Annotated in this window: 17 protein-coding genes; 16 read left to right on the top strand and 1 reads right to left on the bottom strand. The window is 42.6% G+C overall.

Translation table 11 applies throughout. From position 1 onward, the window contains the following. Positions 1-15 precede the first annotated feature (15 nt). The 7 genes from QS795_RS02055 to QS795_RS02085 all read left to right on the top strand — a co-directional run bounded on the left by QS795_RS02055 (position 16) and on the right by QS795_RS02085 (position 5,963). Positions 16-1,047, top strand: a complete 1,032-nt coding sequence (locus QS795_RS02055) for a carbon-nitrogen hydrolase family protein (protein WP_318626790.1) — start codon at positions 16-18, stop codon at positions 1,045-1,047. Continuing rightward, positions 1,044-1,799, top strand: a complete 756-nt coding sequence (locus QS795_RS02060) for a maleate cis-trans isomerase family protein (protein WP_154602044.1) — start codon at positions 1,044-1,046, stop codon at positions 1,797-1,799. The genes QS795_RS02055 and QS795_RS02060 overlap by 4 nt, the downstream gene beginning before the upstream one ends. A gap of 85 nt (positions 1,800-1,884) precedes the next feature. After that, entirely contained in the window at positions 1,885-2,337 is a 453-nt protein-coding gene (locus QS795_RS02065) for a MarR family winged helix-turn-helix transcriptional regulator (protein ID WP_036955244.1), read from the top strand. A gap of 274 nt (positions 2,338-2,611) precedes the next feature. Beyond that, on the top strand, positions 2,612-4,258 hold the full coding sequence (locus QS795_RS02070; RefSeq protein WP_154602045.1) for a Na+/H+ antiporter: 1,647 nt from the start codon (positions 2,612-2,614) through the stop codon (positions 4,256-4,258). A 245-nt stretch (positions 4,259-4,503) separates the two neighbouring features. Next, a complete protein-coding gene (locus QS795_RS02075) occupies positions 4,504-4,920 on the top strand; it encodes a YybH family protein (protein WP_286271115.1) in 417 nt (138 codons plus the stop codon). A 161-nt stretch (positions 4,921-5,081) separates the two neighbouring features. Beyond that, a complete protein-coding gene (locus QS795_RS02080) occupies positions 5,082-5,369 on the top strand; it encodes a zinc ribbon domain-containing protein (RefSeq protein ID WP_154602049.1) in 288 nt (95 codons plus the stop codon). A 36-nt stretch (positions 5,370-5,405) separates the two neighbouring features. Further along, positions 5,406-5,963, top strand: a complete 558-nt coding sequence (locus QS795_RS02085) for a class I SAM-dependent methyltransferase (RefSeq protein WP_154602050.1) — start codon at positions 5,406-5,408, stop codon at positions 5,961-5,963. Positions 5,964-6,009: 46 nt separating this feature from the next. Here the strand turns inward: QS795_RS02085 and QS795_RS02090 are convergent, their stop codons facing one another. Next, the gene (locus QS795_RS02090; protein ID WP_154602051.1) at positions 6,010-6,630 is read right to left on the bottom strand and encodes a flavin reductase family protein; all 621 of its coding nucleotides are present in this window, start codon (positions 6,628-6,630) and stop codon (positions 6,010-6,012) included. 685 nt (positions 6,631-7,315) lie between these two features. Between QS795_RS02090 and QS795_RS02095 the strand changes: the two genes are divergently transcribed. The 9 genes from QS795_RS02095 (at position 7,316) to QS795_RS02135 (ending at position 14,931) form a co-directional block, all read left to right on the top strand. Continuing rightward, positions 7,316-7,657 (top strand): helix-turn-helix domain-containing protein, encoded by a 342-nt coding sequence (locus QS795_RS02095; protein ID WP_286271119.1) that lies wholly within the window; start codon positions 7,316-7,318, stop codon positions 7,655-7,657. 132 nt (positions 7,658-7,789) lie between these two features. Further along, the gene (locus QS795_RS02100) at positions 7,790-8,341 is read left to right on the top strand and encodes a fimbrial protein (RefSeq protein ID WP_154602053.1); all 552 of its coding nucleotides are present in this window, start codon (positions 7,790-7,792) and stop codon (positions 8,339-8,341) included. A gap of 74 nt (positions 8,342-8,415) precedes the next feature. Beyond that, complete coding sequence (locus tag QS795_RS02105; protein ID WP_181478662.1) at positions 8,416-8,997, top strand: fimbrial protein; 582 nt, start codon at positions 8,416-8,418, stop codon at positions 8,995-8,997. 88 nt (positions 8,998-9,085) lie between these two features. Further along, a complete protein-coding gene (locus tag QS795_RS02110) occupies positions 9,086-11,590 on the top strand; it encodes a fimbria/pilus outer membrane usher protein (protein WP_286271123.1) in 2,505 nt (834 codons plus the stop codon). Positions 11,591-11,644: 54 nt separating this feature from the next. Next, positions 11,645-12,373, top strand: a complete 729-nt coding sequence (locus QS795_RS02115) for a fimbria/pilus periplasmic chaperone (RefSeq protein ID WP_286271124.1) — start codon at positions 11,645-11,647, stop codon at positions 12,371-12,373. A 31-nt stretch (positions 12,374-12,404) separates the two neighbouring features. Then, the gene (locus tag QS795_RS02120; protein WP_286271126.1) at positions 12,405-12,797 is read left to right on the top strand and encodes a hypothetical protein; all 393 of its coding nucleotides are present in this window, start codon (positions 12,405-12,407) and stop codon (positions 12,795-12,797) included. Then, a complete protein-coding gene (locus QS795_RS02125) occupies positions 12,790-13,320 on the top strand; it encodes a fimbrial protein (protein WP_286271127.1) in 531 nt (176 codons plus the stop codon). Before QS795_RS02120 ends, QS795_RS02125 begins: the two co-directional genes overlap by 8 nt. Beyond that, entirely contained in the window at positions 13,320-13,853 is a 534-nt protein-coding gene (locus QS795_RS02130) for a fimbrial protein (protein ID WP_286271129.1), read from the top strand. Before QS795_RS02125 ends, QS795_RS02130 begins: the two co-directional genes overlap by 1 nt. Positions 13,854-13,866: 13 nt before the next feature. Further along, entirely contained in the window at positions 13,867-14,931 is a 1,065-nt protein-coding gene (locus QS795_RS02135; RefSeq protein WP_286271130.1) for an adhesin, read from the top strand. Position 14,932 lies beyond the last annotated feature (1 nt).

Raw genomic sequence — 14,932 nt, forward strand, 5'->3', positions numbered from 1 at the left:
AAGGGGGATAGCAACATGTTGAATCTACCTCAATTTAAGGCGGCGGCAGTACAGGCCGCCCCTGTATTCCTCGATACTGATGCGACAGTTGATAAAGTGTGTCGGTTGATTGAAGAAGCGGCTGATAATGGTGCCAAATTAGTGGCATTTCCTGAAGTGTTTGTCTCTGGCTACCCGTATTGGAGCTGGGTGATGAACCCAATTGATGGCAGCCCTTGGTTTGAAAAACTGTGCAAATCTGCCATTGAAGTTCCGGGGCCTGAAATTAAACGAATCGTCCAAGCCGCTGCTCGTCACCATATCAACGTGGTGGTGGGTGTGAATGAGCGTAATCCGAACGGGATTGCCACGCTATACAACACTTTAGTAACGATTTCTGATGAAGGTAAAATTTTAGGGCGTCACCGTAAATTAGTCCCAACGTGGGCGGAAAAATTGACGTGGGCAAATGGGGATGCCTCCTCGCTGAAAGTTCACCAAACCAGTATTGGGCCTTTAGGGGCGCTGGCATGTGGCGAAAATACCAATACGTTGGCGCGCTTCTCGTTATTGGCTCAAGGCGAATTGGTTCATATTGCCAGTTATATTGCATTGCCAGTGGCACCAAAAGATTATGACATGGCGGATGCGATTCGTTTACGTGCTTCAGCTCACTGCTTTGAAGGTAAAGTGTTTACCATCATTTCGTGTTCAACAGTTTCTGAAGAGATAGTTGAAGCTATGGCTGCGTCGCATCCCGAATCCCGTGAGTTGCTCGCGCGTCAAAATAGCGCGTTTTCCGGCATTATCGGCCCCGATGGTCGAGTGATTGGGGAACCATTGATTGATAAAGAAGGCATTGTATACGCTGAAATTGATTTGAATCGCTGTATTCAACCTCGCCAAATGCATGATATTACAGGACACTATAATCGCTTTGATATCTTTGACTTACAGGTCAATAGACGCCCATTAACGGCAGCTCGTTTCCATCATAGTGGACAAGATGTTGATGAACTTAATCAGTTTGCTGAATCGGATGACTCTTCAGTGGAGAAAGGACTATGAGCTTAGCACGTACATTTCGTATTGGTCAGATTGTGCCTTCATCAAATACCACGATGGAAACTGAAATTCCGGCCATATTGCGCGCCCGTGAAGCGATGTTTGCCGAGCGTTTTACGTTCCACTCTAGCCGTATGCGTATGCAGAAAGTCACCAAAGATGAATTAGCAAAGATGGATTCAGACAGTGACCGTTGTGCCATTGAGCTTTCAGATGCCGATGTTGATGTATTAGGGTATGCCTGCTTGGTTGCTATTATGAGCATGGGGAAGGGCTACCATCGTGTTTCGCAAAAACGCCTTCATCAGTGCACTATCGATAACGGGCATCCAGCACCAGTAGTCACCAGTGCAGGCGCATTAGTCGAAGGGTTACATGCCATTGGCGCAAAAAAAGTGTCGATTTTGACGCCGTACATGAAGCCATTAACGCAAATGGTCATCGACTATATTGAACATGAAGGTATTGAAGTGGTGGATAGCATTTCGTTGGAGATCCCTGACAACCTCGAAGTGGGCAGACAAAACCCATTAGCGCCAGTGGAAATCACCAAAAAGCTGAACACCAATGTGGATGCGATTGTGGCATCGGCTTGTGTGCAAATGCCATCATTACCATCGATTCAACTGATTGAAAATAGGGTGGGTTTACCAGTGTTGTCATCGTCTGTGGCAACAACCTACATGATGCTAAAAAAATTGGGGCTAGATACGCGAGTGGATGGTTTTGGTTCGCTACTTAGCGGAAGATTTTAGTTAAATTATGTTAAGAGTTCGGTTTCCTTCTGCTACTCTGCTAGCTTCTAATGTCATAAAACCAGAAGCGAGAAAAGAGGAATTGATGCCTGAATCGAAAGTCTTCGTTGATAATTACCTGCCTGCTCTTTTGGGGCAGGCATGGATGCTAGTTTCATCTGAATTTCATGCAGTTGTGGAAGCTAATGGGCTATCGGTTTTGGAGTGGAGAGTGCTTTCCACCTTAGCTAATAATGGTTCGATGGGGATCACCGAGCTGTCGCAAAAAACTGTCAGTAAGCAACCAACAATCACGCGGGTATTACAACGATTAGAGCAGCAAGGGCATGTGATCCGCCACAATAACCATACGGGAAGTGACCGCCGTGTGACTCTCGTGAGTGTGACGTCGAGTGGTGTCGAGCTAGTCGAAGGGTTATTGATTGCTGCGGAAGAACACGAAAGGCAGGTTTTGGCTCCTCTTGGTGTTCGTAAAAGCAAAATGCTCAAGCAAGTTTTACAAGAATTGATTGATAGACATAGCCCAGAAATCAAATAGATAAGTTACATTGAAATACTCGGAATTATCCGTTTTTGATGAGTGATAAGGATTTATAACAGAAGAGCAGATTAAATCCTTATAAAACACTAGTGTATTGAATAGAAATGTAATGTATTGGAAATTAAGTAATATCCTGTAACACAATGATTGCTATCGTAGTTTTTGATTTGTTTTATTTTTTTATTCGGTAATAAATTGATGCTTTACATTGGTTTGATTTATCTATTTACTGCAAGGCAGATAACTAAGATAAACCATTATGGAGCACTCAATGTCAGTAGTGACACTTGTACTCGTTTTTTTACTTGCAGTCATCGTGAGCGTATTTGTTTCTCGATTACTTAAAGACATCATTCCATTGCCCATTATCCAGATAGCGCTAGGGGCTGCCTTGTCGTTATACGGATTTACAGTGGAATTCGAACCGCATCTTTTTCTATTTTTATTTATTCCTCCATTGCTATTTCTTGATGGATGGCGAATTCCAAAAGAAGCCTTATTCCAAGAAATTAAGCCAATTATGTCATTGGCGATTGGCTTGGTGGTCGTCACCGTTATTGGTATGGGTTTCTTTATCCATTGGCTGATCCCAACGATTTCACTGGCGGTTGCCTTTGCACTGGCAGCTATCCTTTCCCCAACTGACCCTGTGTCGGTATCTGCGATGACAGTGAATTCGCCACTGCCATCGCGTATGGCGCACATTCTTGAAGGGGAATCTCTACTCAATGATGCGACGGGCTTAGTGTGCTTTAGCTTTGCGGTTGTGGCTGCGCTGACGGGGGAGTTTTCTCTGGCATCTGCTGCGGGCCAATTTGTGCTGGTGGCATTTGGCGGGATAGCGATTGGTTTATTAGTCGCATGGGCAATCGGCTGGTTAAACCAATTCTTGGTCAAGCGTACGGGTGAAGAGCCGGCTATCCAAATTATGATTAGCCTATTGATGCCATTTACAGCGTATTTGCTGGCTGAACATCTGCATGTTTCTGGGATCCTTGCCGCCGTTGTTGCGGGTATAGCGATGCACTACGAAAAAATCGCAGGGCGTATGCAAGCAGCGACTCGTATGCAAAGTAAGGCCGTTTGGGACACGGTACAGACAGGCTTAAACGGCATGATCTTTATTCTGCTGGGTGAGCAGCTACCGGGTATGTGGACGAACCTACCGCAGGTAGCCGAAGCCGCAGGTGCTAGCCATCCTTGGATGTTGTTTGTGTATGTTGCGGTTATCACCCTTGCATTAGGTGCGCTGCGTTTTGCTTGGGTATGGATATCAATGACCCTGACCGTTTTCCACAATCGTCGTCGTGGAAAGCAGGCAGATGAAGTGCGTATCCGTATGATGGCAGTGATGGCAACAGCTGGGGTTCGCGGGGCAATTACCTTAGCAGGTATTTTAACATTGCCATTCTTAATGCCAGATGGGTCATTATTCCCTAACCGTGATGTGGCTATCTTCCTTTCGATGGGCGTGATCCTGTGTTCGTTGTTAATTGCTAGTATCGCATTGCCGATTTTAACCAAAGGTTTGGTGCAAGATTTACCTTACGATAACGATGAAATTCGTGCACGTTTGGCATTAAATGAGGCCGCAATGGCGCATATTCGCGAATTAATGAATCACCCTTCTGACGATATGGATGAAATTGCGATGCGTACCGAAGTGGGTGCTCAACTGTTAGAAATCTATGGTCGCCGTTTGGATAATACGGATGAAACGGAATCAGATGTGTTTGATTTACATAGAATGATCGAAATGGAACGTTCGATGTCAGATTCGGCTCTGAAAGCGAAGCGTGAAGCGCTATACCAAATGCGTAAAGGGAAAAACATCAATGAGCGTGTGTATCATCGCTTACGTGATGAGCTTGATTTAAAAGAAGAAACATTAAATCACCATAAGAGTTCAAAACACTAGTTTCTAACTTGTTACTAAATGGCTTAAGGTCTCTTAAGCCATTTTTATATACTCATTGAAAAAAATTTTATTGCTGATAATGTAATCTCTAATTATATTCAGGAAAAAATTATGTCACAGCATGTAGCTCACCTCATTATTATGATGACCATCACTTAACTGGTGGGAGTTTGCTGCATCCTCAACCCGCCAGATAAGGCGGGTTTTTTGTCCTTGTCTGGTTAGCATTCAACAAGGAGCCCTCTATGAATCTTTTCGACAATACTCAAAAACATACGCAAGAACTTGAAGCCCTAATTGCTAATGCAGATCGTGCCATCACAGAAGAAAATTTCAGCCATTTAATGAATTTTTATTCTGAGAATGGCTCATTAGTGGTGAAAGACGGTTTACATGTCCATGGAAAAGAGAACCTAAAGAAAGCGTTTTCAGCCATCGCTGAATTTTTTAATCACAGCTTGCAAGTGTCTCAAGGTGCGGTGAAAGTTATTTTTGGTGAAGATTGTGCCTTAGTCTTGGCTGAAACCATTTTGAGTGCGCAAATGCAAGACGGTACGTCATTTAACACAGTGCGAGATGCCACCTACGTTTTTAAACTGATCGACGGTAGGTGGCTATGTGTGATTGATAATTCCTATGGAACTTCATTGCTGAAATCCTAAGAAAAGCTTTTGCTCTTCACCATTTGTGTCATGAAAAAACAGCGAAATTCAGTTTACGTAATAAATGGTTTTTTATTGTAATTATTAAGCTTTACTGTTGTCTTTGGAGTTAAGTCTAAGGTTTATACTCGAGACAAGAATAACGGTGGAGGATATTTATTATGTCAATTTTCAGCTGGTTATTTAATCTCGGTAGAAATCGCTATGACTCGAAACGCGATAGTCAATATCGAGGTCATTCAGGACATGGCAGTAGTTCTAAGCATGGTTCTAGAAGTCAACATGACTCTCGAGGTAAACACGGCGGGGGTTATCAATACAATGATGGTCGAAGCGAAGATAATTATTTTTCACAGGGGCAAAATCTTCAAAAGATAAGATGCCGACAATGCCAAAGAGCCGTAGACCCAAATGCCAATTTTTGCGGTGAATGTGGAGCATCAACTTAAGGAAATAGAAAAGGTACTTCTGATTCAGGAGGAAGCATGGCGGAATCATTTTTTTCTCATAAAAATCATTACCAGCTCTATGTTAAGAATTTCATTGCATCACCAGCTTCGATGGGAACGGTATTCCCATCATCTCGTTGGTTATGCAATACCATGGTCGATAATATCGATTGGGCGCAGTGCAACCAGATAGCGGAAATTGGCGCGGGTAATGGCGTGATGACTCGCTATATTGTGAATAAAATTACGGCGCAAACACGTTTAGATCTCTATGAAATTAATCGTGATTTTCTTGATATTTTAAATCAGATTGATGACCCGAGAGTGGCGGTTAATCCCTGCTCTGCAGAATATTTATTGGGTGATTATGATTTGATTATTTCAGGAATTCCTTTTCTTTCCCTGAATAAAAAAACCAGTATGCGGATATTAAAACAGGTGCGTCAGAGCCTGATAAAGCATCAGGGTAAATTGGTGTTATTTCAGTATACTCAAGGCTGTGAGGCGTTATTTTCGCGTTATTTTTCATTTACAAAGGAACGCGTATATCGCAACTTTCCACCTGCTTGGGTGTATACCTGTGTACCCAAATAACGCATCTTAGGCCAGCGTGATAGAAACTGGCCTAAGGCTTTTTACGTTATTTAGGGCGATACATTTCGAGTTTTTGTTGCTCTTCAATCCAGTAATAATCCGCAGGTCCCCCCGCCCGCATCAGAGGTTTTTGGCGGGCACTGTTATATAAGCCTTGCTCTAAGGTGGCTTCATCGATATGCACCATCACCACTTCTCCCATGACCATCCACGTATCCAGTAGGCTGCCGTCTGCACGCTTTAATTGTTGATATTCAGTGACCACACACTCCATGGAAACAGGCGTTTGGGCGATGCGTGGAGGAGTAATTAATGTAGACGGTAAGGTGGAAAGTCCAGTTAGGTCAAACTCACTTTCTCCGTGAGGTAACATCGCACTGCTTGAATTGACCTGCTGCCCAAGTTCAAGAGTCGCAAGGTTATAAACGAACTCACCTGTTTCGATAGCATTGGTGACGGAATCTTTTTTTCCAACACTTGAAAAGACCAAAATAGGGGGGGAGTAGTTAAAAATATTGAAGAAGCTATAAGGCGCAAGGTTGGTGTTGCCTCGCTTATCACATGTGGAGATCCAACCAATAGGGCGCGGACCAATTAATGAGGGAATAGGATCATGGGGAAGCCCATGACCTTGTTGAGGTTGGTAGCTGTAAAACTGAGTTTTCATTATTGGCTCCTTTTTTCGTTATCCTAACGGATTAATTTATTCTAGTTAATATTAGAAAATGAAAAGTGCACGATATGCATAGTTTAAGCATGATATGGATAATGGAAAAATTGTCATGATGAACATGGCTGAGATTAATGAATTTAAATTATATTTAAATTTTTATTAATTGAATTTATAAAACACAAAAAATGAGTTATTTAAGTTTATTTTCATATTTTATGAAAGCATTAAGATTTTATGTTTGATATTGTTTGTTTTTAATCTGGAGTAAATTTTATTAAGTTATTATTTGAAATATTTATAATTAGATTTCCTTCTCTTTTTTTAATTTTAAATAATATTGTTTTTAATGATTTATAATGATGAAAGAAGGCGGGTTTTTAAATTATTAGCTAATTATATTATATGAATTTGGTTATTTAATTCATTGATAATTAATGTTATATAAATTTAATTATGATATTTAAGCGATCAATAAAGTTAATTTGATAGGTATTAACTATTGAATGATATAATTTCGATCGATATAAACGTATTTACAGATTTATTTACTGTATCTATATTTTAATAAATTAAATTTCCTGCACTTTGGATATATCCATTTTTTATTGCGCTATTTGCTCAATGAATTGGCTACCTTTGAGTAAATAAAATTAAAGCTATTTAAATTGGTTTTAATATTATGAAAAACAAATATCGATTACGTGAAGAAGTTGGTTCATTTATCAGAGAAGCACGGCTTAATTGTTCATTAACTGGTGAGGAATTAGGGAGCATGCTTCATATTAGTCAGCAACAAATATCTCGCTATGAACGTGGAATTACAAGCATAAACATAGAGACGCTTGATGCTATATTAAAGGAACTAGGCAAGGATTGGTCTGAATTCTTTTTCAAGGTTATTGCTAACTATTCAGATGAAATAGCAGAGATAAAACTACAAGATAATTTTTTATTTCAAGATAAAAAATCAAAATATTCCTATTACGATAAATTAAAGTTCAAAGCCTTACATGATCTTTAATAACGAATAATCAAATTCAAACATTCTTCATTAATTGTGTAATTAATTGTTATTTAATGTTTTTTTTGTTCCATTAATTATTTAATGGTGTATTGCGTTTCTTTAATTTTTAAACGAAAGGAAAGTCATTATATGAAACTTAATCAGTTAGCAATCATTACACTGCTGGCAACATCAGCGACTTCTTTTAGTGTTATGGCGGAGAACACAGGTACAGTGAATTTTATCGGTACAGTGGTGACTTCACCCTGCAATATTGCTCAACCATCATTAAAACAAACTATTGATTTTGGTCAGCTTTCTCGCAGAGGTTTAGAGAATGGCCGAACGGCTGAAGTGGATTTTAATATTGAATTAACAGGGTGTGATTTTTCAGATTACACCAAAGATGGTACAGGGGCGGCAGCGGCAGTGAAAAACATGGAGCTGGTCTTTACGGGGCAAAACTACGCTGATGCGGGTAATACTTTGCTTTCAACTTCTCCGGGCAATGCAAACAACGTGGGTATTGGTATTGATGGTTTTGAATTTGGTAAAGCCAAAGATATTTTATCGCGGATTATCAATAAGAAGGGGGATAACACCTTAACCTTCAAAGCATTAGCGAAAGCTGTTGATACCACAAAAGATGTCGCTGAAGGTAAATTCAGCGCAGTGACTAACTTCCGAATTACCTATCAGTAAGCATATGAGTCTACCGCCAGTGAATACTGGCGGTATCAGGACTGGATTGAAGAAGAACGTTGAGGGAGACAATTGTGATTGTTTATCAATGGGTAACTCGCCAATTAGCTCAACTGATGACGATGACCATTCTGGTATGCCCGATAACTTCAGGGGCTGCAGTGAATAAAAAAATAGAGCTTAATGGCAGCGCAACGCTGAAAGGTATTGTCATCGCGACACCGTGTTCGGTTGTCATGGAAAATAGATTTCAAACGATTGATTTTTCACCTTTGGCAATCCCTCTGCTGGGTACGAAGTTGCAGCGTGAGCAGCATAACCAACCTTTTATTATTGAGTTACGAGACTGTGGAAGCCTTTATTCTTCACTCGACAGTAAAACATGGTTTATTCGATTTGCAGGGGAAACAGCGGAACACATTGATACATTTGTACTACGAGGCGCATCACAAGGTCTCGGGGTTTCTGTCCTTGATAGCCGTTTGAACACATTGATTCCAGGGCAATATTACCCTTTAGCAAATAATGTATTACGGCAAGACAAATCAGGAAAAGCGCTCTATCTACAGTACTTTTTACGTCTAGAGCTAACTGGGCAACCTATTCAAGCGGGTAACTATCAAGGGTTAATCCGTTTTTTTATCGATTATCAATAACGTCGATTATCAATAACTTGTAGATAAACATGATCTCGAAATCATTTTCGAGAGGGGCACACTCGTCGCATTTGGGATGGTATAGAGCATGATGTTCAAACATAGCAAACTAAGACAGACGATTTTATTGGCGCTAAGTATGGGGATTGGCAATAGCTACGCTGCTGAATTTAATACCGATGTGTTAGATGCCGAAGATATTAATAACATTGATATGAGCCAATTCTCTGTTGCGGGATATGTTCCACCTGGAGACTATATTTTGACGGTTTTTGTCAATGGTCTGCGTTTAGGTGAGCCACGAGATATCGCTGTTTTTGATGATAAAAGTGCAAAAAGTGTAGGTTCTCAGCAAGTGTGTCTGGCACCTCAGTTGCTGGATTTTATGGGGCTAAAAAAATCTGCAGAGGAAAAAGTCACATTATTTCATGACGAAAAATGTTTGAATTTTTCAGCTCTGGCTGGGGTGCAAACCAAAGTGGATTTGCCTTCAATGTCCCTAAAAATGACCATTCCCCAAATGTGGATGGAATATCGGGATCCTTATTGGGTTCCCCCAAAATTATGGGAAGAGGGGATCAATGGTCTATTTGTGGACTACAGCGCGAATATTTCTGCTACAAAAGAAACCGATGGTGATAAGCGTGTTTACTTATCCGGTAATGGTACATCGGGCATTAACATTGGGGCTTGGCGGTTGCGCGGCGATTTCAATGGAACTTATCAAAAGCAGCATGGTGGCAGTTATTCGCAAGAAAAACATAACTTTGATTTCAGTCGGTTATATGCGTTTCGCTCATTGAAAGAAGTAGCTGCACTACTTACGTTCGGGGAAAGTAACTTTTATTCGGACGTGTTTGATTCTTGGCAATATACAGGGATTTCCGTTGAAAGTGATGATCGTATGCTACCGCCAAAATTGGTGGGATATGCCCCTGAAATTATTGGGGTAGCAAAAACCAACGCCATTGTGATCGTCCGTAGTCAGGATCGGATCATTTCAGAAACCTCTGTGCCACCAGGGCCTTTTCGTATTCAAACACTGGATAGCGGGATCCGCGGTGTGCTGGATGTGACGGTGCGCGAAGAAAATGGGGAAGAGAATAAATTTAGCCTCAGTACCGCATCGCTACCCTACTTAACCCGTCCCGGCCGGATAAACTATAAAGCGGCAGTGGGGAAAACACGTTATGACAATCGACATTTAACGGGGGAACCCGTCATTAGTGGTGAATTGTCATACGGTGTATCAAATGCTTGGTCGCTGTATGGAGGAACTCAGCTTAATGCCTATTACCAAAGTGCGGCTTTAGGGATTGGGCGTGACTTGTTCTCTTTCGGGGCGGTCTCGGTGGATATTACCCAATCTTTTGCTGATTATTCAGATGACGATAAAGGACACTTGCAGGGGCGCTCTTACCGTTTTAATTATGCGAAGTCATTCGAGGATCTCCGTACCGATATTACCTTTGCGGGCTACCGTTTCGCTGATAAAGAGTATCGAACGCTGATGCAATATATGGATGAAGACAGAACTGGGCACTCACCGCGAGCCACCAAGGAAAACTACCAAGTCTACTTAAATAAATATTTTGATGATTTTAACCTCTCGTTAAATTACCAGTACAGCACCTATTGGCAGGATGACCCGCAAACCCAGTACGGTTTATACGCCAATACGAGCCTGAATTTTCCTTCTCTTTCCCAATATAGTGGCAATATTGCACTCTCTGCGACACGAACGGAGCGGAGTAATGGTTATGAAGATGATGCCATTAACCTCTACTTGACGATCCCGCTGTACAGCGGGCATAGCCTAACATTTTCTGAGCTGTACTCTCGTTCCAATAAAAAGAATCAATATAACCATAATGTGGGATATAGCGGTTATGGGGATAGGGATAATTACAGCCTAACGATGGGGTATAACCACGGACAAGATGTGGATAGCCAAACGAGCTTGAGCGGCTTTTATTCCCGTGATCTCTCGGATGCCAACGTGTCCGTCAATGGCAGCTATGTCCCTCATCAATACCGCAGTATCGGGGCATCGATTAATAGCGGGATCACGATAACGACCAAGGGAGCCGCGCTGCATCGCTCAGCCCACGGTGATACTCGCTTAATGGTGGAAACCTCAGATATTGGCGGAGTTCCGCTGAATAATGGCATCACAAAAACTAACCGCTTTGGTTTGGCGGTGATCCCTAATGTGAATAGTTACCGTAAATCCTCGGCTTCCATTAATACCAGTAAATTACCGGACAACATTGAAGCACTCAGTGCCACCAGCGATATCACGCTCACAAAAGGCGCTATTGGCTATCGAAGCTTCCCCGTGATGAAAGGGGAAAAACTCTTCTCGGTGATTACCTTACAAAATGGCAAAAAACCACCGTTTGGCGCCAGTGTACGTAATGAAGCGAATCAAGAGCTAGGGATAGTTGGAGAAGATGGGGTGACTTGGTTGGTGGGTATCGAGAAAAATGCGGCGTTATGGGTCTATTGGCGTAACCAAAAACAGTGCCAGTTAACTTTGCCTGACTCATTAAGTAGCCCTTCTTCAATGCTGTTACTGCCATGTCAGAAATAATCGGCATGCCAAAAATAACGAAATTTTTATTATCTTTAATCTATGAGGTTGATTATGCTGAATTTTAAACTTATTTCCGCAGCATTGATAAGTCTGCTTATTGGGATACCACAATTTTCCTATAGCGCGGTGACTCTGGATAGAACGCGAATTGTTTTTCCGGGCAATGAAAACTCTATTAATGTGCGCATCGCGAATGATAATCCTGAAGAAGCCTATTTAGCACAAAGTTGGATTGAAGATCTTCAAGGTAAAAAACTGACTCAAGGCGCAATCCTTGCCACACCACCATTACAGCGGGTAGAAGCCAATAGTCACAGTTTAGTGCGTTTGAGCAAAACGCCGTTATTAAGTCAATTACCTGATGATAGAGAGTCCGTTTTCTATTTCAATTTGCGTGAAGTTCCGCCGAAATCCACGGAAGAAAATACACTGCAAATCGCCCTGCAATCCCGCGTCAAACTGTTTTATCGCCCTGAAAAAATCCTCGAAGCTTCCCAAACTAAATGGGCGCACAACATTACGTTGCAAAAAACGGCCAAAGGCTATCGTTTGAATAACACCACGCCGTTTAATTTAACGGTGATTGGGGTGGGCAATAGCAAAAAACAGTCGGAAGAGAGCACGTTCGAAGTCGTGATGGTCGCCCCAAAATCCACATTCGATATTAACAGCCACACACTGACAACGCCGTATTTAACCTACATCAATGACTATGGTGGCAAGCCAACACTGGTATTTCGTTGCCAAGGAGACACCTGCACGGTCTCCGGGGAACAGTAATGAAACCAAGGCATAAAAAGGGAGAATGTGGATGAATATTATCCGGTTAGCCATCGGGATTATCACAATGACCGTAAGTGTTTGGGGGCAAGGCGAGGAATTTTTAGGCAGCGTGCCACCTACTGAATCCCATTATGAATCTTCCCATGCGGGGTGGTTTTTGGTGAATGCCACGTTATTCAATGCACCATGCAGTTTAGAGGTAGGGAAAACGCTGAAATTGACCCATTGCGGTGCTGGGGTTGTATTTAGTGAAAATAAGAATGGAGCAAAAACTCCCGCACTTTTGCGGGTGGTGGATGCCTTAACGGGGGAAGAAACGGTGCGTTACCCTGTGGTACTTATTGATGGAAATAACCCCGTTCAGCTCCCTTCTGTGATTGATAAAGCACACCCACTGCGACTGGAGGTGAGTTATGAGTAAGCTAACCCTGTTTTGGTGGCTGATGGCGCCCCTTTTTTGGAGCTTTTCGACTCAAGGTAATGCGCAATTTCTGGATGTGGAGTTTAGCGGGGAGTTAGTGCATTTATCCTGCAAAGTGAGTGCCGGTTCCGTCAAAAAAGAGATCCAATTAGACGAGTTACGCATGGAGTCTCTTAATCTGGGGGAGATCAGCCCTATCACGCCATTTTCTATTGAGATCGACCATTGCCAGCGTGCAGAGCTGGGGAAACTTATCAAGATGACGTGGCATGGGACGCAGTTAGCGAATATTGATGGGGATAACTACCTTATTACTCAAGGCGATAGCGGCGTGGTGCTGGGAATTATGGATAGTGAAGATAAACCCATTGCTTGGGATGAGCCGATTGATGTAGGCAGCGTTGCGATGGTGAATGATGAGCAATCTTTATCCTTTGGGGTGGTGGCGCGCAAGCCCCCTTATGGCTACGTCAGCACAGGGCAGTTCTCCGGTTGGGCTACGTTCTCCGTGGAGTATAAATAGTGAAGCAAATCAATAAAATCAGAAAGTATTGGTGGGGTTTACTGTTATTTATCTCACCGGTGGTTTATGGGGATGTGTTTGTGGATGTCATGGCAACAATGGTCGACCCTGCTTGCCACGTACGCAGTGAAAATAACGATTCACCACTACAAATTAATTTTGGGGTGGTCGAAATTAATGGTGCGCCAGGGGTTTCGTTAACCAAAGATTTTCCGGTGTATATCAGTGGGTGCTCAGGAAGAAAAACGCTGTCGGTTCTACTCAACCCAAAAGGCTATGGAACAGAGGAGTACCAAGGTCGGCAAGTTTTATCCACTAGTGCAAAAGGGTTGGGAATCGATTTTTCTGATATCACGGATGGGTTAATCTTTCCTTTAGAACTCAATCTATTACAAACTATCACGCCACAGCCTATCAGTGCGACGGAGCACCGTATTAATCTTCAAGCAAAGTTGGTGAATACACGACCACTCAGCCAATTACCCGCAGGAAGATTCACGTCGGCAATGATGATCTCAGTCACTTATCACTAATGGGAACAGCAATATGTTGAAAATTAAATCCATAGCGTGGGTAGGTTGTTTAGTCGGAGGAATACTGTCGGCGATGATGGCTCATGCGGATTATGCAGCACAAATTCTTGATCCTAATACGGGTTACACGATACGTGTGAATAACAGCAGTACGCTGGCGGATCACCCTGATAAGGGGTCGGACGGTCAAAATTACTATCAAGTTGGGCAGCCTTTTGTGGTGGATAGTAACCTTGCGGAACCGACAGGTACAGTGAAGTGCGTTGGGCGCCGCTGGGGAAGTACCAGTACGCAAATTTTGCCATCGAATGCATTTCATCGATTATTTATGTATGTACCTGAAACTGGATTTTCAATCGGCGGGCTTAAAGCATATCGGCTGAATGCCAACCTCGTGATGACCGTGCAAGCCGACATGATGGAATGGACGAACCGCAGTTCTGGCGTGTGCTCAATGTCAAGCAGCGATACAATCTTTGGTGTTCCTCGATTTGATAACCATTTTCCTATCACCATGACGTTTTATATCAAAGAGCAAATTATCGATGGGCAGTTGATTATCAGTGAAATGCCGTTAGCAGGCTACGTGCGTGCATTTACCAACCCGAAAGTGGCACCCCCTTATGATAGCTGGCCACTTCACGAATCTTCTGTGCCATTACGCTTGGCGGCTTCGCAAATTAATATCGGTGCAAAATGCACATCCAGTACCAGTAGCGGGGAGCAAGGGATATTAAATCTACGCCATGGGCAGTTAAACAGCTTGTATTATGACAACCGTGCTAGAGGCCAAGTTACTTACAGTTGCCTCTTCCAATCAGCGACCAAAGTGCGGTTACGATTGGACTACACGCCGGATGATGACCCTCAAAAGCGCTTACCGATGAAAAATGAAGCGAACGATACGATTTACAGCGATTTGGTGATCACCGATCTTGAAACGGGGCAATCTGGCAAAGAGATCAACGCGGAAATTCACAGCCTGAAAGAGTTCGAAATCAGTAGCCACCTACAAGGGGAAAATGCCCAAGCGGGTGACTATCGCGGTTCTGCATGGCTGATTGCCACATTGGATTAAG

Origin of the sequence: Providencia zhijiangensis, from assembly GCF_030315915.2 — a bacterium.
Lineage (GTDB): Bacteria > Pseudomonadota > Gammaproteobacteria > Enterobacterales > Enterobacteriaceae > Providencia > Providencia zhijiangensis.